The sequence below is a fragment of the Pedobacter paludis genome (assembly GCF_003173575.1).
Classification (GTDB): Bacteria; Bacteroidota; Bacteroidia; order Sphingobacteriales; family Sphingobacteriaceae; genus Pedobacter; species Pedobacter paludis.
Genome location: NZ_QGNY01000004.1, coordinates 149600 through 170433 on the forward strand (window position 1 = coordinate 149600; position 20834 = coordinate 170433).

The 20834-nt window shown below is 34.9% G+C and carries 28 protein-coding genes; 17 read left to right on the forward strand and 11 right to left on the reverse strand.

What is annotated here, in order from left to right; genetic code table 11:
- Positions 1-24 precede the first annotated feature (24 nt).
- The 3 genes from DF947_RS11855 to DF947_RS11865 form a co-directional block, all read right to left on the reverse strand.
- On the reverse strand, positions 25-243 hold the full coding sequence (locus tag DF947_RS11855) for a CcmD family protein (protein WP_167398015.1): 219 nt from the start codon (positions 241-243) through the stop codon (positions 25-27).
- 79 nt (positions 244-322) lie between these two features.
- A complete protein-coding gene (gene ccsA / locus DF947_RS11860; RefSeq protein ID WP_109930043.1) occupies positions 323-985 on the reverse strand; it encodes a cytochrome c biogenesis protein CcsA in 663 nt (220 codons plus the stop codon).
- Between the two features lie 89 nt (positions 986-1074).
- Positions 1075-1743, reverse strand: coding sequence for a heme exporter protein CcmB (locus tag DF947_RS11865; RefSeq protein WP_109930045.1), 669 nt, complete (start codon positions 1741-1743; stop codon positions 1075-1077).
- Positions 1744-1949: 206 nt separating this feature from the next.
- Between DF947_RS11865 and DF947_RS11870 the strand changes: the two genes are divergently transcribed.
- The 3 genes from DF947_RS11870 to DF947_RS11880 are packed head-to-tail and all read left to right on the forward strand — an operon-like array spanning position 1950 to position 3412.
- A complete protein-coding gene (locus DF947_RS11870) occupies positions 1950-2429 on the forward strand; it encodes a methylated-DNA--[protein]-cysteine S-methyltransferase (RefSeq protein WP_109930047.1) in 480 nt (159 codons plus the stop codon).
- Between the two features lie 28 nt (positions 2430-2457).
- Complete coding sequence (locus tag DF947_RS11875; RefSeq protein WP_109930049.1) at positions 2458-2850, forward strand: cupin domain-containing protein; 393 nt, start codon at positions 2458-2460, stop codon at positions 2848-2850.
- A 58-nt stretch (positions 2851-2908) separates the two neighbouring features.
- Entirely contained in the window at positions 2909-3412 is a 504-nt protein-coding gene (locus DF947_RS11880; protein ID WP_109930051.1) for a lipocalin family protein, read from the forward strand.
- Between the two features lies 1 nt (position 3413).
- Here DF947_RS11880 and DF947_RS11885 read toward each other — a convergent pair whose 3' ends face one another.
- From DF947_RS11885 to DF947_RS11900, 4 genes are all read right to left on the reverse strand, one after another.
- Positions 3414-3812, reverse strand: coding sequence for a hypothetical protein (locus DF947_RS11885; RefSeq protein ID WP_109930053.1), 399 nt, complete (start codon positions 3810-3812; stop codon positions 3414-3416).
- A gap of 241 nt (positions 3813-4053) precedes the next feature.
- Positions 4054-4389: a gliding motility protein GldC gene (gldC, locus tag DF947_RS11890; RefSeq protein ID WP_109930054.1), complete on the reverse strand. Its 336-nt coding sequence runs from the start codon at positions 4387-4389 to the stop codon at positions 4054-4056.
- 127 nt (positions 4390-4516) lie between these two features.
- Positions 4517-4786: a hypothetical protein gene (locus tag DF947_RS11895; RefSeq protein WP_109930056.1), complete on the reverse strand. Its 270-nt coding sequence runs from the start codon at positions 4784-4786 to the stop codon at positions 4517-4519.
- 4 nt (positions 4787-4790) lie between these two features.
- Complete coding sequence (locus tag DF947_RS11900) at positions 4791-6137, reverse strand: DEAD/DEAH box helicase (RefSeq protein ID WP_109930058.1); 1347 nt, start codon at positions 6135-6137, stop codon at positions 4791-4793.
- Positions 6138-6439: 302 nt separating this feature from the next.
- Here DF947_RS11900 and DF947_RS11905 point away from each other — a divergent pair, with 302 nt between their 5' ends.
- Genes DF947_RS11905 through DF947_RS11920 form a run of 4 tightly spaced genes read left to right on the forward strand, consistent with a single transcriptional unit; the run spans position 6440 to position 9369 of the window.
- Positions 6440-7774 carry a dihydroorotase gene (locus tag DF947_RS11905; RefSeq protein WP_109930060.1) on the forward strand — a complete coding sequence of 445 codons (1335 nt, stop codon included), beginning with the start codon at positions 6440-6442 and terminating at the stop codon, positions 7772-7774.
- Between the two features lie 31 nt (positions 7775-7805).
- On the forward strand, positions 7806-8003 hold the full coding sequence (locus DF947_RS11910) for a DUF2683 family protein (RefSeq protein ID WP_109930062.1): 198 nt from the start codon (positions 7806-7808) through the stop codon (positions 8001-8003).
- The gene (locus tag DF947_RS11915) at positions 7994-8269 is read left to right on the forward strand and encodes a Txe/YoeB family addiction module toxin (protein ID WP_109930064.1); all 276 of its coding nucleotides are present in this window, start codon (positions 7994-7996) and stop codon (positions 8267-8269) included. Before DF947_RS11910 ends, DF947_RS11915 begins: the two co-directional genes overlap by 10 nt.
- On the forward strand, positions 8266-9369 hold the full coding sequence (locus DF947_RS11920; RefSeq protein WP_109930066.1) for a DUF3810 domain-containing protein: 1104 nt from the start codon (positions 8266-8268) through the stop codon (positions 9367-9369). The genes DF947_RS11915 and DF947_RS11920 overlap by 4 nt, the downstream gene beginning before the upstream one ends.
- A 47-nt stretch (positions 9370-9416) precedes the next feature.
- Here DF947_RS11920 and miaE read toward each other — a convergent pair whose 3' ends face one another.
- Positions 9417-9998 (reverse strand): tRNA-(ms[2]io[6]A)-hydroxylase, encoded by a 582-nt coding sequence (gene miaE / locus DF947_RS11925; RefSeq protein WP_109930068.1) that lies wholly within the window; start codon positions 9996-9998, stop codon positions 9417-9419.
- Positions 9999-10177: 179 nt separating this feature from the next.
- Between miaE and DF947_RS11930 the strand changes: the two genes are divergently transcribed.
- From DF947_RS11930 to DF947_RS11940, 3 genes are all read left to right on the forward strand, one after another.
- Positions 10178-11401, forward strand: a complete 1224-nt coding sequence (locus DF947_RS11930; protein WP_109930070.1) for a glycosyltransferase family 4 protein — start codon at positions 10178-10180, stop codon at positions 11399-11401.
- A 551-nt stretch (positions 11402-11952) separates the two neighbouring features.
- Positions 11953-13809: a molecular chaperone DnaK gene (gene dnaK / locus DF947_RS11935; protein WP_109930072.1), complete on the forward strand. Its 1857-nt coding sequence runs from the start codon at positions 11953-11955 to the stop codon at positions 13807-13809.
- Positions 13810-14071: 262 nt separating this feature from the next.
- Positions 14072-15103, forward strand: coding sequence for an Atu2307/SP_0267 family LLM class monooxygenase (locus DF947_RS11940; RefSeq protein WP_109930073.1), 1032 nt, complete (start codon positions 14072-14074; stop codon positions 15101-15103).
- A 5-nt stretch (positions 15104-15108) separates the two neighbouring features.
- Here the strand turns inward: DF947_RS11940 and DF947_RS11945 are convergent, their stop codons facing one another.
- Complete coding sequence (locus tag DF947_RS11945) at positions 15109-15552, reverse strand: DUF4395 domain-containing protein (protein ID WP_109930075.1); 444 nt, start codon at positions 15550-15552, stop codon at positions 15109-15111.
- 113 nt (positions 15553-15665) lie between these two features.
- Here DF947_RS11945 and DF947_RS11950 point away from each other — a divergent pair, with 113 nt between their 5' ends.
- From DF947_RS11950 to DF947_RS11980, 7 genes are all read left to right on the forward strand, one after another.
- Entirely contained in the window at positions 15666-16226 is a 561-nt protein-coding gene (locus DF947_RS11950) for a hypothetical protein (protein WP_109930077.1), read from the forward strand.
- 117 nt (positions 16227-16343) lie between these two features.
- Positions 16344-16604: a hypothetical protein gene (locus DF947_RS11955; protein ID WP_205940787.1), complete on the forward strand. Its 261-nt coding sequence runs from the start codon at positions 16344-16346 to the stop codon at positions 16602-16604.
- Positions 16605-16622: 18 nt separating this feature from the next.
- Complete coding sequence (locus tag DF947_RS11960) at positions 16623-17195, forward strand: hypothetical protein (RefSeq protein ID WP_109930078.1); 573 nt, start codon at positions 16623-16625, stop codon at positions 17193-17195.
- 11 nt (positions 17196-17206) lie between these two features.
- On the forward strand, positions 17207-17659 hold the full coding sequence (locus DF947_RS11965) for a DUF1569 domain-containing protein (protein ID WP_109930080.1): 453 nt from the start codon (positions 17207-17209) through the stop codon (positions 17657-17659).
- A gap of 4 nt (positions 17660-17663) precedes the next feature.
- The gene (locus tag DF947_RS11970; protein ID WP_109930082.1) at positions 17664-17972 is read left to right on the forward strand and encodes a hypothetical protein; all 309 of its coding nucleotides are present in this window, start codon (positions 17664-17666) and stop codon (positions 17970-17972) included.
- A gap of 10 nt (positions 17973-17982) precedes the next feature.
- Positions 17983-18345, forward strand: coding sequence for a hypothetical protein (locus DF947_RS11975; RefSeq protein ID WP_109930084.1), 363 nt, complete (start codon positions 17983-17985; stop codon positions 18343-18345).
- Between the two features lie 19 nt (positions 18346-18364).
- Positions 18365-19321 (forward strand): zinc dependent phospholipase C family protein, encoded by a 957-nt coding sequence (locus DF947_RS11980; protein ID WP_109930086.1) that lies wholly within the window; start codon positions 18365-18367, stop codon positions 19319-19321.
- Positions 19322-19323: 2 nt separating this feature from the next.
- Here DF947_RS11980 and DF947_RS11985 read toward each other — a convergent pair whose 3' ends face one another.
- Complete coding sequence (locus DF947_RS11985) at positions 19324-20007, reverse strand: DedA family protein (RefSeq protein WP_109930087.1); 684 nt, start codon at positions 20005-20007, stop codon at positions 19324-19326.
- A 72-nt stretch (positions 20008-20079) separates the two neighbouring features.
- Complete coding sequence (locus tag DF947_RS11990; RefSeq protein ID WP_109930089.1) at positions 20080-20784, reverse strand: DUF4397 domain-containing protein; 705 nt, start codon at positions 20782-20784, stop codon at positions 20080-20082.
- Between the last annotated feature and the right edge of the window lie 50 nt (positions 20785-20834).

Consider the following 20834-nt stretch of genomic DNA (forward strand, 5'->3'; position numbering starts at 1 on the left):
TAAATAGCTTTAAACCGTTTAAACTTAGTTTTTAGGTAAGTTTTCTTTTTCGATTTTTTTTAATCTTTTATCTAATGCGAACAGATAAACCAATAAACCGAGAAGAATTACCACGATACAAATCACAACAACGTAAATTTTACCATTGCTGCGCAATGCATCGGCCATTTCTACATCATTGTTTTGCGCAAACAATTGCAGTGTAGTTATCATTAATATTAGGGAGAAAAGGATTTTTTTCATCTTTATAATTATTTAAAACGGGTGAAATAACTTCGGTTTATTCATCTCTGTGTGATTTGAAAATCGAAATAATTTCAATTTAGTTGTGTTGTTGTTTGTTTTCGATTGAGCGTATTCTGAAACGTATGGTATAGATCCAATAGCCAATAATAGACCATCCAATAAAAGCAGGATAAAGTACAACCCTCATTCGAGAATCTAAATCATAACTGTTAAAACCTGGATTACCTCCATTCCCTGGGTGTAAAGAATCTGATAATCTAGGTAGAACCATGATCAGAACAACCATCATTGGAAAGGCAAAAATATTATAGATTGCGGCAATTTTCGCACGTTTTTGCTCCTCATCTATAGCATTTCTTAAAATTAAATATGCAAAATATAATAGGATTGATACCGCTGTAAAATTTTGTTTTACATCAAAACTCCAAAACTGCCCCCAGGTAAATTTAGCCCAAAACGAACCTGTAACTAAGCCCAATAAGCTAAAAACTATTCCTACATTAACACTTTCAACCGCTCTCAAGTCATCTTCTTCCTTACCTTGCAACAAGAATTTTATGCTATAAAACACGGAGATCGAAAATAAGGTTAACATAGCAAACCACATTGGTACGTGGAAATACAAATTTCTGATTGTCTCATTAAGTATTGCCAAACGTGGCACACCAAGTAGCAAGCCAGCTATTGTTGTATAAATGACGATTAAAGAACCTAAAATTTTCCACCAAGTTTTCTTCATATGTATATAATTTTGAATGAGTTTTGAACGAGTGAATGTTCACATATTGCCCATTCAATCCATCACTAATTCGATAATTCAATCTTTTTTTAATCCCGCCAAAGGTAAGGAAATAGCAGTAGAGATACGGATACAACAACTACATTAACCACCAATAACATTCCAATTTCATCATAACTATTCTCCCAGGGCAAACCATCTACAGCATTTTTCGCCAGTTTGATTAATAGTATTAATACAGGAATTATTATGGGAAAGCTCAAAATTGCCATCAACATCCCTCCATTTCCTGCCTTACTGGCAATTGCAGATACCATGGTAAAAACGGTAGAGAAACTAATTCCGCCCAAAATAACTGCAACATAATATAAAATCAAATCGGGAGGTGTAAAAGTATCGAAAACTATAGCGTATAGAATCAAAGCAATTGTTGTTAGAAACAACATTAATAAAGTATTGTAAATTGTTTTTGATATGAGAATTGCAGCGGGGCTAGCTAAAATATAACTATATAATTGCTGTCCCTTGGTTTCTTGTAAGAAGCTTTTTGATACGCCATTGATGGATGCAAACAAGATGATGATCCAAAATAAGGCATTCCAGATCAGCTTTTCTGTACCTAAGCTAATAAATGAAAGATAACAGGTAAAAATTGTAGATACAACATACAGCAAAACACCGTTAATCGTGTATTTTGAACGCCACTCTAAAAGTACTTCCTTGTGGATTAAATATTTAACCTCTTTGGCCAGTTGCATAACCGCAAAGATACTTTTATTGATAAATAATGAGAGACTAATTTGTTGGATTGTTGTAATTTTGTTTAGATTTTTAACCTCTGAATATTTAACACAGAAACCAATATTAAATTATTGAAATATAAGATTAAGCCACTGGAACACAGAATATACTGAAGAATTAATTTTTTTAGCCTCTGATTTCCTCCTTCCGCGTCAAAAAAAATATGAAATACGCATCAGTTATAGAATCGCCAGTTGGCAAATTAACCATTATTGCTGATGATGATTTTGTTAGTGAAGTTGCATTTACAGAAAAGGATATCAATGGTTTGGCTGAAAATGAACTTACCCAGAAAGTTGCAGATCAACTGAAGGGATATTTTGATGGAAGCCTACAGATTTTCGATTTCCCAATAAAACAAAAAGGTACTGATTTTCAGCAAGAAGTTTGGCAGAATTTAACCACCATTCCATATGCTGAAACCATTTCTTATGCAAAATTTTCAGAACATAAACCTTTAGCCATTAGGGCAATTGCCTCTGCAAACGGCAAAAACAATATTGCTATCGTTATCCCTTGCCATCGTGTTATTGGGAGCGATGGGAAATTGGTCGGTTATGCTGGTGGTTTATGGCGTAAACAATGGCTGTTACAGCATGAACGAGAAGTTGCTCAAAAAGGGCAAACAGAATTAAAATTTTAATATCCCCTACTAACAGTTTTCAGAATAGATGAACAACGATCAAGCCGAGCCACAACACAAAAACCATTTAAAAGCAATCCGTTTGATAAATATTGCTGATGGAAAATGTGATTTCGAAATGGGTAAAATTCCTGTCAGACAGCATATAAACGTTAATTATTTCTTTGCGCAAACAGAAGTTGATGCTTATGAAAAAGTTGCGCACCCTGCTCCCCGCAGACAATATGTAATTACATTAAAAGGTAAACTGAGATTTAAGGTAAGCAATGGCAACACTTTTATTATAGAACCCGGAACAATATTAATTGCTAATGATACCTTAGGTTCTGGCCATACTTGGGAGATTTTAGATGGAGAAGAGTGGGAAAGACTTTATATTCCTCTTGAAGCGGAGGCAGATGATTATTTTATCTTAGACTGATCTTAACAAATCCGTATTTATTCAGAAATCGTAAATAACATTAAAACCTATTGATGTTATGAAAACGATCTGTTCCATCCTATTGATGCTATTAAGTTATTTGCCCATGGATAAAAATGCTCCTGTGGCTAAATTAGATTTGAAAAAATATGCAGGCACTTGGTATTCATTGTATTCCATTCCTACAATTTTTGATAAGGGCAGCAGAGAAACCACTACAAAATATACCTTGAATAAAGATGGTTTTTATAATGTTGTAACCACTTATAAAAAACCAAACGATGAAAAAGTTTATTCTAGAAATTCAAAAATGTTTCCATCCGAAGAAGGAAATAATGGTGAATTACAAGCACAGTTTATCTGGCCCATAAAGGTAGATTATTGGATTATTGAACTAGCAGACGATTATTCTTATGTAGTTGTTGGTCATCCAGACCATAAATTTCTATTCATCATGAGCCGTAATCAAACTATGCCGAAGAAAACTCATGATGAAATTGTTGCAAGGTGCAAAGCAAAAGGTTACGAGGTAAGCAAGCTTACTTCACAATTTAAAGGTTAAATTAAGCGGTAATTTTTTCCCCTTTTTTAACACTAAAAAGCATGAATAACACCCCGACCAAAAGCACAATCCATCCCCATTGGAAATGAACAACCTTACCAATTAATTTATTGGCGAAGCCATATTTTGTATAATTATTTGCGGTAAAGTAAACAGCAACTACAGCTAAAACGTACCAAATGGCCATTACAAAACTCATAAATTTAAATGCCCCAACTTTTCTTATAAAAAGAAACAAAACCGAAATGGCAATAATAGCATAGGTAATCAGGAATAAACGAGCATCAGATTGATACAAGTTCCAATTACCTTTAATCGGCACTTTTAACATTGGACAAAAACCAGCAATTACGCATAGCAAAACGCCTAACCAAGCATAAAATTTATTTAGAACTAACATATTTTTGTTTAACTGTTTATTTGTTTGAATTGGTTAATTGCGAACGGACCATTGTTTAATAATCGATTTGTTTGACATTTTCCAATGACCAATGAACAAATGACCAATGAACTAACCTATTTTTGTTTAACTGTTTAATTGGTTTAATTGGTTAATTGCGAACGGACCATAGCTTAATAATCAATTTGTTTGGCATTTTCCAATGACAAATGATCAATGAACCAATGACCAATGAACCAACCTATTGTCCCTCAATAATCCCCATTTTATCGGCAAAATGAGCACAATAATCTCGAAGATCTTCTACAATTAAAGTTTCGTTGGTGGCTTTTAAAAAAGTATCGCCCATGGTTTGTAAAGTTTCATAAAAGAAACGTTTCATTTCATCAACAGGCATATCTTTTGTCCAAAGATCTAAGCGCATAGAATTTTTATAATTATGATCCCACAATGCCAAAATCATTGCTTTAACAGGTACTTTATCTGTATTGCCAGCATCTGTACTTTCCCAAAGCAAGTTTTCGGGGTTATTTTGATCATCTAACTCAACGGTTATTGTAATTTTTTCTTTTCTCATTTTTGAAATTGGTTTCACCGCTAAAATGATTACACATATTATCGATTTTTTTTACGGTTGCAAAGATGCTTAATTTTTAGTTTGATTAAATAGATGAAAGAATTACTCAGATATTTTTACGATTTAATTACGCTACCTTTTGCAATATCAACATTAAGATTGCTGCAATAACAATAAAGACGAACTCAACAATCCAAATTCGCTTCAAATCTTTAAAGCTGGAACGAAAAATCAAATCGGTAATAAATGTTACAACAATCAAGCAACCTAATATGAGTTTATAAAATGCACCCATATCAAAGTGTTGCCCTGCAGTTTTTGTCTGAAAAATACTAACCACTAAAAATGCAAAAGCAATTGCGGTAATAATATTTAAAGGCGTAATCCTTAAATTCATTACGTTACTTTTTCTTATCGAATTTTTTACCCTTCTTAAAACTCTTTACAACTTTACCTGCTTTAGCCTTTGCTTTTTCCCTAGCTTTTTTGTCTATAGCTGCAGCATGTTTCTTTTCATGGAAAGCACCTTTAAAATCAGGATCTTCCTTACGTTTTTGCAAATCAATCTCCTTGGCAATATATTGGCGTTCTTCGTAAGGTGTTTCATCTATAAAAACACCCTCCGGAATTTCGACAACAGGAATATACTGGCGAATTAACTTTTCAATTTTACGGATGTAATATTTTTCCGCATCGGTAGCGAAAGTAATCGCATCGCCTTTTGAGAAAGCTCTTCCTGTACGACCGATTCTGTGCACATAATCTTCAATAATTATCGGCACGTCGAAATTAATAACATGGCTTACATCACTCACATCTATACCTCTACTGGCTACATCGGTTGCAACTAAAACGCGAATATTACCTTCCTTAAAACTATTAATAGAGTTAATTCTTGTATTCTGCCCTTTGTTTGCATGAATTACACGAACGTTTTCGGCACCATATCTGCGTTCTATAAAACTGTAAATATTATCGGCAACGGTTTTTGTTTTACAAAAAATAATTAGGCGATTAAAAGTTTCATCATTCTTTAACAAATGTTGTAGCAGATTGATCTTCGTTTTAAAATTGGGCACAAAGTACAGCGCCTGAGTAACATTGGCCGCCGGTGTTGCCTGTGCCGATGCTTCAATTACAAGCGGGTTATTCAGAAAATCGCCAGCAATCTTCTGCACCAAATCGCTCATTGTAGCAGAGAAGAGTAAGTTTTGGCGTTTACGAGGTACAATCTCTAAAATTCTATGAATAGAGCCAATAAAGCCCATATCCATCATTTTATCGGCCTCATCTAAAACCAAAAACTTAAGGCTTTGTGTGTTGATATCACCTGCTAAATACAAATCCAAGAATCTTCCAGGTGTTGCAATCAGAATATCTATTCCTTTAGCAATCTGCTCCTTTTGCGTTTTCGGACCAATCCCACCAAAAATTACTAACGAACGTAAATCGGTATAAGTAGAAAAAAGCTTAACCTGTTCTGCAATTTGCATGGCTAATTCTCTTGTAGGCGACAAAATCAAAGCTCTTGGATTATCGCCCTGAGCATACTTTAACTGCATTAAAATTGGCAATACAAAGGCCGCGGTTTTACCAGTTCCGGTTTCCGCAATACCAAAAATATCCTGCCCAGAAAGCACAGGAGCAATTGCCTTTTCCTGAATGGGTGTCGCTACAGTGTAACCTGCATCGGCAACTGCATTTAATATTTGCCTGTTTAACTTAAATTCTTCAAACGATTTTGCCATAGCGCACAAAGATAGGCTTTTTAAGCTGAAAGCTTAAAAACCAAAGCCTAAAGCTTTTAACTTAAAAGTTCTTAATATCCAAAGGTTCAAAGTTTTCAGAAAAGCAAATCCTGTAATGCTTCGGTTATAATCGTCCTGCTTTTCGCTTTACTACGTTACACTTCGTGTTCGCTACAATCAGGTTTAATTAACTCAATACAGCAACATTAAACTTAATTACCACCCTTCATATGCCCATACTTTATACTTTCACTTTAAACTTTTTACTTTCCACTTTCTACTAAAACACTACCTTTGAAACCATGAACACTTATCTGATAAAAGGCGCTACAATTGTAAACGAAGGCCAAAAAATTGCTGCTGATGTTTTAATTAAAGATGGATTGATTGCTAAAATTGGTCAGAATTTATCTGCACCAGAAGCTCAGGAAATTAATGCCGAAGGACAATATCTTTTACCTGGAATGATTGATGATCAAGTTCATTTTCGCGAACCGGGATTAACAGAAAAAGGAGACATTTTTACCGAGAGCATGGCGGCGGTAGTTGGTGGAATTACTTCTTTTATGGAAATGCCCAATACCGTTCCGAATACCTTAACTCAAAAATTGCTTGCCGATAAATATGCAATTGCTTCAGAAACATCATTAGCCAATTACTCGTTTTACATGGGTGCCAGCAACGACAATTTGGAAGAAGTTTTAAAGACCGATCCTAAAAATGTTTGTGGCATTAAGGTTTTTATGGGTTCATCAACCGGAAATATGCTGGTTGATAATGAAAAAACTTTAGAGAACATTTTTAGTAAAGCCCCAATTTTAGTGGCAACGCATTGCGAGGATGAGCAAACCATCCGTGAAAACCTGGCTAAATTTAAGGCCGAGTACGATGATAATTTAACTATAGATATGCATCCACTTATTCGGAGCGCAGAAGCCTGCTATAAATCATCTTCGATGGCAGTAGAACTGGCTAAGCAATATCAAACCCGCTTACACATCTTGCACATTTCAACGGCAAAAGAAATTGCTTTGTTTGATAATACAATTCCACTAAAAGATAAAAAAATAACCGCTGAAGCCTGTGTACATCACCTTTGGTTTAACGATAAAGATTATGCAACAAAAGGGAATTTCATTAAATGGAATCCAGCGGTCAAAACAGAAAACGATCAAAATGGCATATTAAAAGGTGTTTTAGAAGATAATATTGATGTAATTGCAACCGATCATGCGCCGCATACTTTAGCAGAAAAGCAGCAGCCATATGCTCAAGCACCATCTGGTGGTCCATTAGTTCAACACGCTTTACCAGCTTTATTAGAAATGCATTTACAAGGCAAAATTTCTTTAGAAAAGATCGTTGAAAAAACGGCTCATAATTTGGCAATTTGTTTCGATATAGAAAAACGCGGTTTTATCCGTGAGGGTTATTGGGCAGATTTGGTTTTGGTAAATTTAAATGATCCATTCAAAGTTACTAAGCTCAACGTATTTTATAAATGTGGTTGGTCGCCATTTGAAGGAGATACTTTCCAGGCAAGTATTACACACACATTTGTTTCAGGAAATCTAGCCTATAAAAATGGGAAATTCACAACGGATCAGATTGGCAAACGCTTAACTTTTGCAAGATAGATTTGTTATATTTGTTTAATAGGAAAAAGAAATGGAAACTTTAATTGCACATCCAAAAAATGAAGAACAGGCTACAGCCTTAAAAGCTGTTATGAAAGTTTTAAAGATTGAGTTTGAAACGGAAGAAAGTCCATATAATCCAGAGTTTGTAAAAGAAATATTGCAAGCACGTAAAGACATCAAAAATAGCAAGGGTGTAAAAATCGCGGTCGAAGATTTATGGAAGTAATATATGCTCCCAAAGCTATTGAGCATTTAAATTATTGGAAAAAATCTGGAAACAAAGCAATCCAGAAAAAAATTAAACAATTAATTTTGGCGATTCAGGAAAATCCTTTTGAAGGAATTGGAAAGCCTGAGCCACTAAAATATGAATTATCAGGCTCTTGGTCTCGCAGAATAAATGAAGAACTTAGAATCATCTACGAAATTCATGATGATGGATTGATTATTATCTTAGAAATTCAGTCTTTAAAAGGCCATTATAATAAATGATTTCAAGAAGATTAATCGTTAAGACGTCAATAATAGTTAGTCTTTCTTTGCTAATTTTCCTTTTCGGCTTATTCCCAACCCTTGTTCAAAAATATTACTCAACGGGTTTATATTTATATATTTCATCGACCTTAAGATTCATTTCATCAATATTTCCTTTTGCCATCGGCGATATCATTTATGCTCTACTCATAATATTTGTATTCTATAAAATCATTAAACTCTATCAAAAGATTCGAAAGAAAGAGCTTCATAAAACACATAGAATTACTGTTCCTCTTCAAGTTTTAAACTTCTTTTTAATTCTAAATATTGTTTTTAAAATCGCTTGGGGCTTAAATTACAGTCGACCAAGTGTTAGTGAAGAACTTGGAATTGGAAATAAAAGATACAATGTTAAAGAACTCGTTTTACTGGGCAACTACTTTGTGCAAAAAACGAATGATCTAAAAATCCAAACCATAAAACAAGGTAAAATTCCCACATACACCATTCAAGAACTAGAATCTTTGTCTGCATCGGCTTACCAGTTAAAAGAAAAGCAGAATACGGTATTTAAATATTCCAATCCCTGTGTTAAATCTGTACTAAACAGTTGGATAATTAGCAAAGTTGGTATTGAGGGTTATTATGCGCCTTTAAGCGGCGAAGCTAATATCAATATGAATTTACCTGGTTTTGTTAAACCATATGTTGCCTGCCATGAAATTGCGCATCAACTGGGGATTGCTTATGAAGATGAGGCAAATCTTTTAGGGTACTTAACCGCAAGTAACAGTAACAACGTTTACTACAGGTATTCTGCGAACTATGAAATGTTGAGGTATATTTTATTTGAAATTAGAATGAAATCTCCTGATGATTATAAAATACTTCATGATAAATTATCTGCTGGGGTTTTAACAGATTTTAAAATCGAAAAAGAATTCTGGCGCAAATATAATGGTGATATGTTCGGCTATATGGACGCTGCTTTTGATCGTTTCTTAAAACTTAATAATCAGAAAAAAGGAATAGACAGCTATCAGGATATTGTAATTTGGTTGTGGAATATACATAAGTCGGAGGTCGGAAGACAGAAGTCCGAAGTAAAAGAGTAGTATTTATAGGTGTAAAAACTTCCGACTTTCAGACATCCGACTACGGACTAACCGTGAATCGCCTCTTTAGTTCCAAAACCTTGAATCAGTTCCCCTTCAAAATCTAACCATTCTTTCCAGCGTTTATCTACATCAACATCAGTGCTGTATTTACGTGCAAAGTTTAAAAAAGTAGTATAATGCCCCGCTTCGGAAACCATTAATTCGTGATAAAATTTGGCGAGCTCTTGATCTTTAATGTTTAATGATAATACTCTAAAACGTTCACAGCTTCTGGCTTCAATCATAGCGGCAAACAATAACCGATCAATAAAAGCCTGGTTTCTACTACCGTCTTTTTTACTAAACTTTACCAAACGGCCAACATAATCATCTTTTCTTTCGCGACTTAAAGTATAGCCGCGTTCTTTGATAATATTGATTACCATTTGAAAATGTTGCATTTCTTCAATAGCTATTGCAGTTAATTCATCAACTAAATCTTGATGTTCTGAATTTTGGGTGATTAAAGTTATGGCATTTGTTGCCGCTTTTTGTTCGCACCATGCATGGTCTGATAAAATTTCCTCCAAATTCGATTCTGCAATATTCGCCCAACGCGGGTCTGTCAACAATTTTAGTCCTAACATGTGATGGTGTAATTGAAATGCAAAATTAAGAATTTCCAGCAGATAGCCTCAGATTTTACAACCGCAGACTGAATTGGGTTAATAATTCATTTTCAAATCTGCAAACCTTGTAAAATCTAAATCTGCGTGAAATAATTCAATTCAACTAAAAAACCTTTATTTTGCAGAAATTTTAAAGAATGATTGCAAAGAAATTATTGATCATCGGATTCGTTTGGCCTGAACCAACTTCATCGGCAGCAGGAACACGGATGATCCAATTGGTCGATTTGTTTCTCCGCAAAGGCTATGAGATTACTTTTGCCTCCGCAGCCTCGAAAAGTGAATTCAGTTACGATTTCTCTCAAACGACCGTAAGTGAAAAGCAGATAAAATTAAATGATGAAAGTTTTAACGCATTTCTAAAAAGCCTGAATCCAGCTATTGTGCTATTCGATCGTTTTATGATTGAAGAACAATATGGTTGGCGAGTTCTGCAAGAATGTCCAAACGCGATCAGGATTTTAGACACAGAAGATTTGCATTTTTTGCGTATTGCTAGACAACAAAGCGATAAAAAGAAAGAAGATACTGATTTATTTTCGGATAGCGCCAAGCGTGAAATTGCTTCCATTCTCCGTTGCGATTTATCTTTAATCATCTCCGAACTGGAAATGAAAATACTGCAAGATCAATTTAAGGTTGATGCCTCATTAATTTATTACTTGCCCTTTTTAGAGAAGGAAATCACTAAAGAAAATATTAAAAACTGGATTCCTTTTGAAGAACGAGCAGATTTTATTTTCATCGGCAACTTTCTCCATGAGCCAAACTGGAATACCGTTCAGGTTTTGAAAACTAAAATTTGGCCAGCGCTAAGAAAGAAACTTCCGGGTGTAAATTTAAATATTTTTGGTTCTTACACCTCGCAAAAGGCTTTACAGCTAAATAATAAAAATGAAAGATTTTTTATCAGAGGAAGAGCTTCTGATGCGCAAGAAACCATTGCAAAACACCGTATTTTACTTGCACCAATACAGTTCGGTGCCGGCGTAAAAGGAAAGTTTATTGATGCCATGCATGTTGGCACGCCAACTGTTACAACTTCAATTGGCGCTGAAGCGATGAAGGGTAATTTAGATTGGAATGGATTTATTGAAGATGATTTAGACACGTTCATAGATAAGGCTATTGAATTGTATCAAGACCAGTCTGCTTGGCTAAACGCTCAAAAAAATGGTGTTCAAATTATTAATGAGCGATATTCATCTTCGTATTTTGCTGATGAGCTTATTGCCACCATAGAAAAATTAGATTTAAAAGCACACCGCCAGCACAATTTTGTTGGTCAGATTTTGAATCATCATACAATGCAGAGCACTAAGTACATGTCATTGTGGATTGAGGAGAAGAATAGGAAATAGTTGGAATTCAGAATAGTCCGAAGACGGAGGTCCGAGGTAAAAGACATAGATTGAAATCACAAAAGAAAGAACTGACGCCAAAATTTATCTTTTTGTACTTCTGAAAATTAACGCAAATATTATCCTCATTTTATTAAACGGTACAGCTACCCTCCCTGTAAAAATGAAGGGTTAAGGTTGGTTTCTTTCAAAGCACCGCTTCTTTGTTCTTTAAACCTGATTGCCGCGAAAATACTTTTTTGTGCTGTCCCCTTAAATATCGTTGTCTTGCTAACCTATGAAAAAGATTCTTCGTGCCTCAGCATGACAGAGGTTAAAAAAAGATTGTAGTAAAAAGCAGGACTACAGTCCGCTAAGAATTACCGAACCGTTCATTTCCTATTATAATTCCAGCTTATAAACAAAATGCCCGAATCCTGAAGCCCAACTTCAGACTTCTGACATCCGACCTCGGACTTTCGGACTAAACACTTTTAATCTTCCCGACTTTCTTTACAACATTAAAACATTTCAACCTTAAAACATTGCAACAATCTCCGTAAATTCGCCCCATGGCAAAAATATCGATTAACCTGGCCACGGGTTCGTTACAAAAAGAAGAAATTATAGTTGGAATAGATTTAGGCACAACCAATAGTTTGGTGGCTTTTATCAACGCAGATAAAAACCCACAGGTGATTAACGATGCCGGAAAAGGGATTTTAGTACCTTCAGTAGTATATTTTAATAGCCAAAATGAGACTGTAGTGGGTAACGATGCTAAAGAATTTTTAACTACGGATCCTGCTAACACCATTTTTTCTGTTAAACGTTTATTGGGCCGTTCTTATAAAGATGTTGCCGAACACAAAGCCATTTTTTCTTACAAAATAATTGATGATGATACCGATTCCTTGGTTAAAGTCCAAGCTGGAAATCGTTTTTATACTCCAATCGAATTATCTGCAGAGATATTAAAAGAGCTCAAGGCAAGAGCAGAACATGCCTTAAAAACACCTGTAAATCGTGCTGTAATTACCGTTCCTGCATATTTTAACGATAGTCAGCGACAAGCAACCAGAGATGCCGGAAAATTGGCTGGTTTGGATGTAATGCGCATTGTAAATGAGCCAACCGCAGCAAGTTTAGCTTATGGAATTGGTTTAGATCCATCGCAACAAAAAACCATAGCCGTTTACGATTTGGGCGGTGGAACTTTTGATGTTTCCATCCTACAAATACAAAATGGTATTTTCGAAGTTTTGGCAACCAATGGAAATACCTATTTGGGTGGTGATGATTTCGACCGTGCGATTTTGAACTACTGGATTGAAAAGAACAATTTAGATTTTGAGGTTGTGGCACAAGATAACATTTTGATGCAAACCTTACGTTTACAAGCCGAGAGCGCTAAAAAAGCATTGTCAACTCAAAATTTATATAATGAACAAGTCGGCGAAATTTGGTGCACTTTAGATAAACAGACTTTTGAACAACTGATTGCAACTAAGGTTGATGAAACCATTATGGCCTGTAAAAATGCATTGAAGGATGCAGATTTAACTGTTGGACAAATTGATGAAGTAATTTTAGTAGGTGGTTCTACACGTACACCTTTTGTTAAACAGGCTGTTGAGCAATTTTTTGGCAAAAAACCCCAGGATAATATCAATCCGGATGAAGTTGTTGCACTTGGCGCAGCCATTCAGGCTGATGTTTTAGCCGGGAACAGATCGGATATTTTATTGCTCGATGTTACCCCGCTTTCGCTTGGTATTGAAACCATGGGCGGATTGATGGATGTAATTATTGCCCGCAACAGCAAAGTTCCAACTAAGGCTGGCCGACAATACACCACCTCTCTTGATGGACAGGTCAATATGAAAATCTCCGTTTATCAGGGCGAACGCGATTTGGTAAAAGAGAACCGTAAACTCGCCGAATTTGATTTAAAAGGAATTCCGGCGATGCCTGCAGGTTTGCCTAAAGTTGATATTAATTTTTTGCTTAATGCCGATGGAATTTTAACGGTTCAGGCTATCGAATTACGTTCTGGCGTAAAACAGGAAATCGAGATTACGCCAAGCTATGGTTTAAGCGATGATACGGTTGAGAAAATGTTGATCGACAGCATTACAAATGCTAAAAGTGATGTGGAACAACGTATGCTGATTGAAGCCAGAAGTGAGGGCGAACAGTTGCTTTATACTGCCGAGCGTTTTATCGAAAAACATGCAGAACATTTAACAGAAGCAGAAATTTCGGAAACTAAAATTTATATTGACGCACTTAAAACGGCCCTGGCTTCGCAAGAAAAAGACACCATTTTGAAAAAGGCAGATGAACTAAATGAATTTACACGTCCTTTTGCAGAGCGTGTAATGGATGCAGCAATATCTACCGCAATGAAGGGTAAAAAAATAGAGTAACCTGATCCTGTTTAAACAAGTTTTTCGTCATTGCGAGGCACGAAGCAATCTTTTTAGTATAGTAGGGAATGAAAATCCAAAGCATTAGGATTGCTTCGTACCTCGCAATGACGACAGTGTAAAATTGCAACTATAAATAGAGTTCGTTTATAAATCTCTGTGAGAACTTTGTGTTCTCTGTGGTAAAACCTTCCATTTCTTACCATACATCAAAGCTTTGCAAACCCTTAACCATTAAATTTGTTAAAAATATTTAGCAATTATGGAATTAGGTATCGGCATGTTCGGCGATTTGCAAATCAGTGCAAACGGTGAAGTTCAACCTGCTCAACAAAGACTTCAGGAAATTATAGAAGAAATTAAGCTAATGGATGATGTTGGCTTGGATTTCTATGGAATTGGAGAACATCATAGACCAGATTATGCCGTTTCTAGTCCCGAAATTATTTTAGCAGCTGCCTCAACAGTTACCAAAAATATTAAATTAAGCAGCGCTGTTTCAGTCTTAAGTTCTTCAGATCCCGTAAAATTATACCAAAGCTTTGCTACCATCGATCTGATTTCTAACGGCAGGGCAGAATTAATGGCCGGCCGAGGAAGTTTTATTGAGTCTTTTCCTTTATTCGGCTTCAATCTGCAAGATTACGATGAGCTTTACGAAGAAAAGTTAGAATTACTTTTAAAAATAAATGAAAATGCTAAAATAAGCTGGAAAGGCAAATTTAGACCAGAGTTAGCCAATCAAGAAGTTTTGCCCCGTGCCGTAAACGATCATTTAAAAATCTGGGTAGCCGTTGGCGGAACACCAGAATCGGTAGAAAGGGCTGGAAGATTGGGTTTGCCTGTAATGTTTGCCATTATTGGCGGTCAGCCGATTCAGTTTAAACCGCTTTTCGATTATTATAAAAAGGTTTATGAAGCTTATGGGCACGATATGAATAAATTTGAAGTCGGCGTTCATATGCATTCCTTGTTTGGAGATAACAGCAAAGAAACTGCAGATTATTATTATCCATTATATTCAGCTCAAATGAATAGAGTTGGTCGTTCTCGTGGTTGGCCACCATATCAACCAAATCAATTTGATGCAGGAAGAAGCAAAAGTGGTGCTTTGATTATTGGCGATGCAAGTGAATCAATCGACAAAATTTTAGCCATGGAAGAAACTTTTGGCTTAACCCGTTTTTCGGCACACATGGATGTCGGCGGGCCTTCGCATGCTGCGATGATGAAATCAATCGAAATATTCGGAACACAAATTGCGCCTAAGGTTAGAGAGGCCTTGAAAAAATAGCGGATTTATTTTGGATTGTTTTTTACAAAAAACTGCCAGAAAGAATATACATAACAGCCTACACAAATGGCAAACAAACTTTCTAGCACAGCAAAGCATAACATAACAACGGCTAAAATATCGGCAATAGTTTGAAAGTTAAGCAGATAAAAAACAGCAATAAACAAACTAAAAATGCACCCCAATGTTGCGGCAAATTTTTTCGGAGCCAAGTCGGTCATTTTTGGAGTAATCGAAAATGCCTTAGCCAATTGTATCGATATTAATTTTAAAACGCTCAATTTTCCTGAAAAAAATGCTCTGATTCCAAAGTCAAATACCAAAAAAAGCATCGTCCAATAATTGGAAAATAATATGCAAACTATTGTAATTAAGGCTACTAAAAAAGCGACGATTCTAATTACGCTTTCATTACCTCTTTCTGCTGAAACTGGACAGGATAAATCCATAAAAATTTATTTACAGCAAATTTAGAGAACTCGAATTTTTTTTAACCAACATTTTGATAATTTTACATCCATAAAGTAATTTAAATATTTAACGAACTCAAATTTCCATAGTAATGCGAACTAGAAACGCCTTAGTTATTACGCTTATCATCCTTATTTCAGCAACGCTTTCATGCAAAAATAGACGTCAGCAAATCGATCTGGTTCAGCAGGCAAATTTCGATCAAGACATTATTGCTGATCTACCTGCTTATAAAAACTTAAACGATCTAATCATTAAACATATGGATACGATCATAAATTTTAGAAGCGCTCAACTCGATCATCCTGAAGACATTGAATCGTTTGATTTCTTACACGACGATGAAAAAGAAAATCATTTTATTCAAAAAGACATTAACTTCAGCAATATGCCAGAATTTATACTTCCAAAACTTGACAGTGCATTTTATGCAATCAAAAAAGGAAAAATAAGCGGTTTTAGCATCACTCCACAAGGAATGATTGACATGTCGGTTGAGCATACATACGATGAGAAAACGAATTGCGACACTTATGGAAGCCTAGTGTGGCATATGCCAAAAGATTTACCGATTTCAGCGACGGCAAAGGACACGCTTTTGGGTAATGACTGTAGATATATTCTTCATGTAGTAAAACGCGGAAACCCATAATATACCCTCTTCTTTTAAAAGAAATTCCCTGTTACATTTTACTCCATAAAATATTTTACTTAACCTTGTAATACATTCCTATATTTATTAAGTACTAATTACGCATCAAAATATAGAATGGATAATTCCGAACAACTCAACCTGCTTTTAATTAAGCTGGAAAACTTATTGCTTAGGCATCAGGGTTTCGAAGCCGAAATTGAGGCTTTAAAGCAAGAAGTGAAAGTGCTGCAATCGCCTGGAGTTGCCCCCATTCCTCCAATAAAAGCTCAACAACCTATTTTAGTTTCACCGCCGAGAAACACACCGCCGAGTTCGGCACTACAGAATAACGCAAATGGCAGTTATCATAGCACTGTTGGGTTGGTTTTCATTTAAAATGTTGAGGAATTAGAAATGAAACAAAAAATTCTATTCATTTTACTTTCATGTTGTGTAATTTCTTGTAGCAGGCAAAAAGATTTAGATTCATTATTTCAGAAAGTAAAATACGACAAAAGCGTTATCAAAGACTTAGATAAATACAAGTTATTGAATGACATAGTTATTAAAAATATTGACACAATATTCAAGTTTAGGTATCACAAAAGATATATTGCAAGCGAAAACGGGAAAGAATCATGGCAACAATCAGATGAAGATTCTTATACTTTTATTTTCAATCATGATGAAAATATTCATGAATCAATTGATGGTAAAAATTTACCCAAATTCCTTTTAGCATCAATAGAAAAAACCGTAGCCAGCATAGCAAAGAAAAATTTATTGGGATTTAATGTTAGTAGAAATGGAAGATTTGAAATAATAATAAGAAACACATACAATAAAAAAACGCATTCTGATATTAGAGAAAGATTAATATGGAATAAAAAAAGCATAGAACATTTTGACAATAACTCATTAATGAAAGATTCCTTGGTCTCAAAAAACTGTAGGTACTTCATTTGGGTAGATACTCGTGGATTTTAAAAAGACAAAACATGAAAAATATTTTCCAACCCGAAACAACCAGCGAAGTAATCGCTAGAATTAATAAATTAACACCTGCTTCTCCTCAGCTTTGGGGTAAAATGAACGCATCACAAATGTTGGCACATTGCAACGTAAGCTATGAATTGGTTTATGACAACAATCATCCAAAGCCCAATGCTTTTATGAAACTAATAATGAAAGCATTTGTGAAGAACATCGTTGTAAGTGAAAAACCTTACAAGAGAAATAGCCAAACTGCGCCATCATTTGTAATTACGGATGAAAAAGAATTCGAGAAAGAAAAAATACGATTGATAGAATACATCAATAAAACACAGGAATTGGGAGAAAGTTATTTCGATGGCAAAGAATCTCATTCTTTTGGAAAACTGACTAAAACAGAATGGAACAATATGTTTTATAAACATTTAGACCATCATTTAAATCAATTTGGAGCATAGCTATATGTTAGAGGAAGAAAATTTATACCTGTCCATTGGTGCAAATATTGATGGTGCAATTCAAAGTCAGATGTTTGGCAAACCCTGTTTCAAAATAAATGGTAAAGCTTTTGTCTGTTTTTTTAAGAATGAAATGGTATTTAAGCTTACCGGAGAAACTCATAAAGAGGCACTGAGTTTAGATGGTTCACAATTATTCGACCCATCTGGAAAGAAGAGAGCAATGAAAGAATGGGTGCAAGTAAGTTTTAACAATAAAGATAGGTGGCTTGAATTTGCGCATTCTGCATTTGAATATGTAATAAAAAAATAACTTTAGCATAATGATTAGAAAAATATTAGGTGTAATAATCGGATATGCCATTTTTGTAGTATCATCGCTCCTGCTTTTCAAAATTTCAGGACAAAAACCTCATGCTGATGCAACAAATCTTTTCATTTTTTTTACTGCAATTTACGGTGCATTATTTTCAATTTTTGCAGGTTATATCACTCAGGCAATTTCTAGAGCTAGAAAGTTAAATGTTAATTACATTCTCGCCATAATTATAGCAGGTTTTGCAGGCTACTCTCTTTTTAAATCTGATGGAAATCATTGGACACAAATTTTAGCAATAGCTTTTTTTGCACCGATTTCTATAATAGGAGGAATATTTGGCAAAAGCATAAATTATAATAATAAATAAAAGATTCCTATCTTCCATTATGAAAAGATTAACGATTTTAATTGCGTTAATCATCCCGCTCTTTCTTTGTACCTCATGGGGATTCTTTGCACACCAGAGAATCAACAATTTGGCAATTTTCACTTTGCCAACCGGCATGATTGGTTTCTATAAAAAGAACATCAAATACATTACCGAACATGCTGTAGATCCTGATAAACGTAGATATGCAGATACTTTGGAGGCACCACGGCATTACCTGGATGTAGAAAATTATGAAAAAGAAATTGATAGCATTCCACAAAAATGGAATGATGCCGTAGCCAAATACTCACTGAAAAAATTGAACGAAAACGGTATAGTTCCCTGGCAAATCCAAAGAACTTATTTCAGTTTGGTTAAAGCCTTTAAGACAAGGGATTCTATCAAAATTTTAAAATACTCTGCAGATTTAGGTCATTATATTGGTGATGCACATGTACCGCTCCATACCACTTCTAACCATAATGGGCAGTTAACAAACCAAGTCGGGATTCATGCTTTTTGGGAGAGCCGTTTGCCCGAATTATTTTCTACAAATTATAGTTTTGTTGTAGGGAAGGCGAACTATATAGAAAATCCCTTAAAGGAAGCTTGGAAAATACTTAAACATACGCACAGCCTAGTAGATACTGTTTTAACTTTTGAAGCAAAGTTAAACGCTTCATTTCCATCAGATAAGAAGTATAGTTTTTCGGAAAGAAATAACACTGTGCTTAAGCAATACTCTTTAGCCTATTCCAAAACTTACCACGATGCGATGAATAATATGGTTGAAAAGCAAATGCGATCGGCTATTTTAGAAATAGGTTCGTTTTGGTATTCAGCTTGGGTAGATGCCGGCCAGCCCGAACTTAAAAACTTAATCAAAATAGATCCCATTCCTGATGAAAGGAAAGAAGAAAGTGATGTAGATAAAAAATTCGAAAAGGGAGTGCTTATTGGAAGGGAAATTTAGGCTTATTTTGAATCCTCACCTTCAATAATTTCTTCAATCTTCTTTGGTTTCATTTTACTTTTTATGGCTGCCCAAACTGCTGGCACAAAGGTAACAACCGCTATAAATATGATTACAAGCTCGAAATTGTTTTTAATTACCGGAATTTGTCCCAGTAAATAACCTCCCATTAACAAAGCAAAAATCCATGTTACACCTCCGATAATGTTGTAGTAGGTGAAACGTCCGAATGGCATTTTGGCAATACCTGCTACAAATGGTGCTATAGTTCTAAAGATTGGTAGAAAACGGCTCAGCATAATCGCCTTGCCACCGTGTTTTTCAAAAAATTCGTGCGATTGGTGATAATATTTTAGTTTTAAAATTTTATTATTTTCTTTAAAAACACCTGCTCCTAAAACACTTCCCAGCTTATAATTAACGGTATTTCCTAAAATTGCTGCAACAATTAAAATAATTAGCATCAGCCAAATATTTAAACCGGTTTCATGCTCACCCGCAATTAATGCACCCATTGCAAATAATAAAGAATCGCCAGGTAGAAAAGGAGTAACTACAAAACCAGTTTCGGCGAAAATAATGAGAAATAAGATTAGGTAGGTCCAGGTTTGATATTGATTAACAATCTCTGCTAAATGAACGTCTATATGAAGAATAAAATCTAAAAGCTGCTGTAGTAATTCCAATGTGTATGATTTTGGGCAAAAATAGGTATATCAAAATGATTAATAGACTAATCGAAGATATTAATGTTACAATTAATTATTAGCAATGAGGCGTTCGAGCAATTTGCCTCCCTTATTACCATCGAGTACAATGGTAACAATTTTTCCTGTAGAAAATCTGTTGGCTTTTAAGGTATCAACAACATTTGCTGAATCTACAAGATTAACATAAATTTTATTCTTTCCGGCAAACCTAACTGATATATAATCCGTCATGTCTCCGTAATCCAAAGTTTTGGTAAATGTGTTTAAACTATCTCTTATAACAACTTTTGAACCTAGGGTATAGCCAAGATTGATGAAAAAAAGCCGGGTATTGTTTACATCTGGTCTTAAATCATCTTCATGAATAAGCAATAAAGAATCGGGCGTAGTACCTTTTGTTTTGGTATAAAACACTGAATAGTTTTTGCCAATTTTAATTAAGTGGCTTAATGATCCTTTCAGGCCTGATGTGGTATTATAGTTTTTTGCGGTGAACTTATAAGTTTGTCCATCTGGTAAATAAGTATTAACTGGAACAACTACGTATGCTGTGCTCGAGCCATAACTTACTGCACTGCCATACTTTACGCTATCTAAATAGAAATCTTTGGATAGACCTGTACTAACATAATTGGAAAATATAACTTTCGCATCTCCGGCGATTGTGCTATCATTCTTAATGCACGAACTTAATAAGAAAGTCCCAACTAAAAAAAATAAGATTTTGGAGATTACAAATTTTGATTGCTTCATACAGAAATTGCTATACAATTATAACGTAAAGATAGCAGAAGGATTTTAGT

Excerpts from the sequence above, each read along its gene's own strand:
- DF947_RS11855 (WP_167398015.1), bottom strand. The coding sequence starts at position 243 with ATGAAAAAAATCCTTTTCTCCCTAATATTAATGATAACTACACTGCAA.
- ccsA (WP_109930043.1), bottom strand. The coding sequence starts at position 985 with ATGAAGAAAACTTGGTGGAAAATTTTAGGTTCTTTAATCGTCATTTAT.
- DF947_RS11865 (WP_109930045.1), bottom strand. The coding sequence starts at position 1,743 with ATGCAACTGGCCAAAGAGGTTAAATATTTAATCCACAAGGAAGTACTT.
- DF947_RS11870 (WP_109930047.1), top strand. The coding sequence starts at position 1,950 with ATGAAATACGCATCAGTTATAGAATCGCCAGTTGGCAAATTAACCATT.
- DF947_RS11875 (WP_109930049.1), top strand. The coding sequence starts at position 2,458 with ATGAACAACGATCAAGCCGAGCCACAACACAAAAACCATTTAAAAGCA.
- DF947_RS11880 (WP_109930051.1), top strand. The coding sequence starts at position 2,909 with ATGAAAACGATCTGTTCCATCCTATTGATGCTATTAAGTTATTTGCCC.
- DF947_RS11885 (WP_109930053.1), bottom strand. The coding sequence starts at position 3,812 with ATGTTAGTTCTAAATAAATTTTATGCTTGGTTAGGCGTTTTGCTATGC.
- gldC (WP_109930054.1), bottom strand. The coding sequence starts at position 4,389 with ATGAGAAAAGAAAAAATTACAATAACCGTTGAGTTAGATGATCAAAAT.
- DF947_RS11895 (WP_109930056.1), bottom strand. The coding sequence starts at position 4,786 with ATGAATTTAAGGATTACGCCTTTAAATATTATTACCGCAATTGCTTTT.
- DF947_RS11900 (WP_109930058.1), bottom strand. The coding sequence starts at position 6,137 with ATGGCAAAATCGTTTGAAGAATTTAAGTTAAACAGGCAAATATTAAAT.
- DF947_RS11905 (WP_109930060.1), top strand. The coding sequence starts at position 6,440 with ATGAACACTTATCTGATAAAAGGCGCTACAATTGTAAACGAAGGCCAA.
- DF947_RS11910 (WP_109930062.1), top strand. The coding sequence starts at position 7,806 with ATGGAAACTTTAATTGCACATCCAAAAAATGAAGAACAGGCTACAGCC.
- DF947_RS11915 (WP_109930064.1), top strand. The coding sequence starts at position 7,994 with ATGGAAGTAATATATGCTCCCAAAGCTATTGAGCATTTAAATTATTGG.
- DF947_RS11920 (WP_109930066.1), top strand. The coding sequence starts at position 8,266 with ATGATTTCAAGAAGATTAATCGTTAAGACGTCAATAATAGTTAGTCTT.
- miaE (WP_109930068.1), bottom strand. The coding sequence starts at position 9,998 with ATGTTAGGACTAAAATTGTTGACAGACCCGCGTTGGGCGAATATTGCA.
- DF947_RS11930 (WP_109930070.1), top strand. The coding sequence starts at position 10,178 with ATGATTGCAAAGAAATTATTGATCATCGGATTCGTTTGGCCTGAACCA.
- dnaK (WP_109930072.1), top strand. The coding sequence starts at position 11,953 with ATGGCAAAAATATCGATTAACCTGGCCACGGGTTCGTTACAAAAAGAA.
- DF947_RS11940 (WP_109930073.1), top strand. The coding sequence starts at position 14,072 with ATGGAATTAGGTATCGGCATGTTCGGCGATTTGCAAATCAGTGCAAAC.
- DF947_RS11945 (WP_109930075.1), bottom strand. The coding sequence starts at position 15,552 with ATGGATTTATCCTGTCCAGTTTCAGCAGAAAGAGGTAATGAAAGCGTA.
- DF947_RS11950 (WP_109930077.1), top strand. The coding sequence starts at position 15,666 with ATGCGAACTAGAAACGCCTTAGTTATTACGCTTATCATCCTTATTTCA.
- DF947_RS11955 (WP_205940787.1), top strand. The coding sequence starts at position 16,344 with ATGGATAATTCCGAACAACTCAACCTGCTTTTAATTAAGCTGGAAAAC.
- DF947_RS11960 (WP_109930078.1), top strand. The coding sequence starts at position 16,623 with ATGAAACAAAAAATTCTATTCATTTTACTTTCATGTTGTGTAATTTCT.
- DF947_RS11965 (WP_109930080.1), top strand. The coding sequence starts at position 17,207 with ATGAAAAATATTTTCCAACCCGAAACAACCAGCGAAGTAATCGCTAGA.
- DF947_RS11970 (WP_109930082.1), top strand. The coding sequence starts at position 17,664 with ATGTTAGAGGAAGAAAATTTATACCTGTCCATTGGTGCAAATATTGAT.
- DF947_RS11975 (WP_109930084.1), top strand. The coding sequence starts at position 17,983 with ATGATTAGAAAAATATTAGGTGTAATAATCGGATATGCCATTTTTGTA.
- DF947_RS11980 (WP_109930086.1), top strand. The coding sequence starts at position 18,365 with ATGAAAAGATTAACGATTTTAATTGCGTTAATCATCCCGCTCTTTCTT.
- DF947_RS11990 (WP_109930089.1), bottom strand. The coding sequence starts at position 20,784 with ATGAAGCAATCAAAATTTGTAATCTCCAAAATCTTATTTTTTTTAGTT.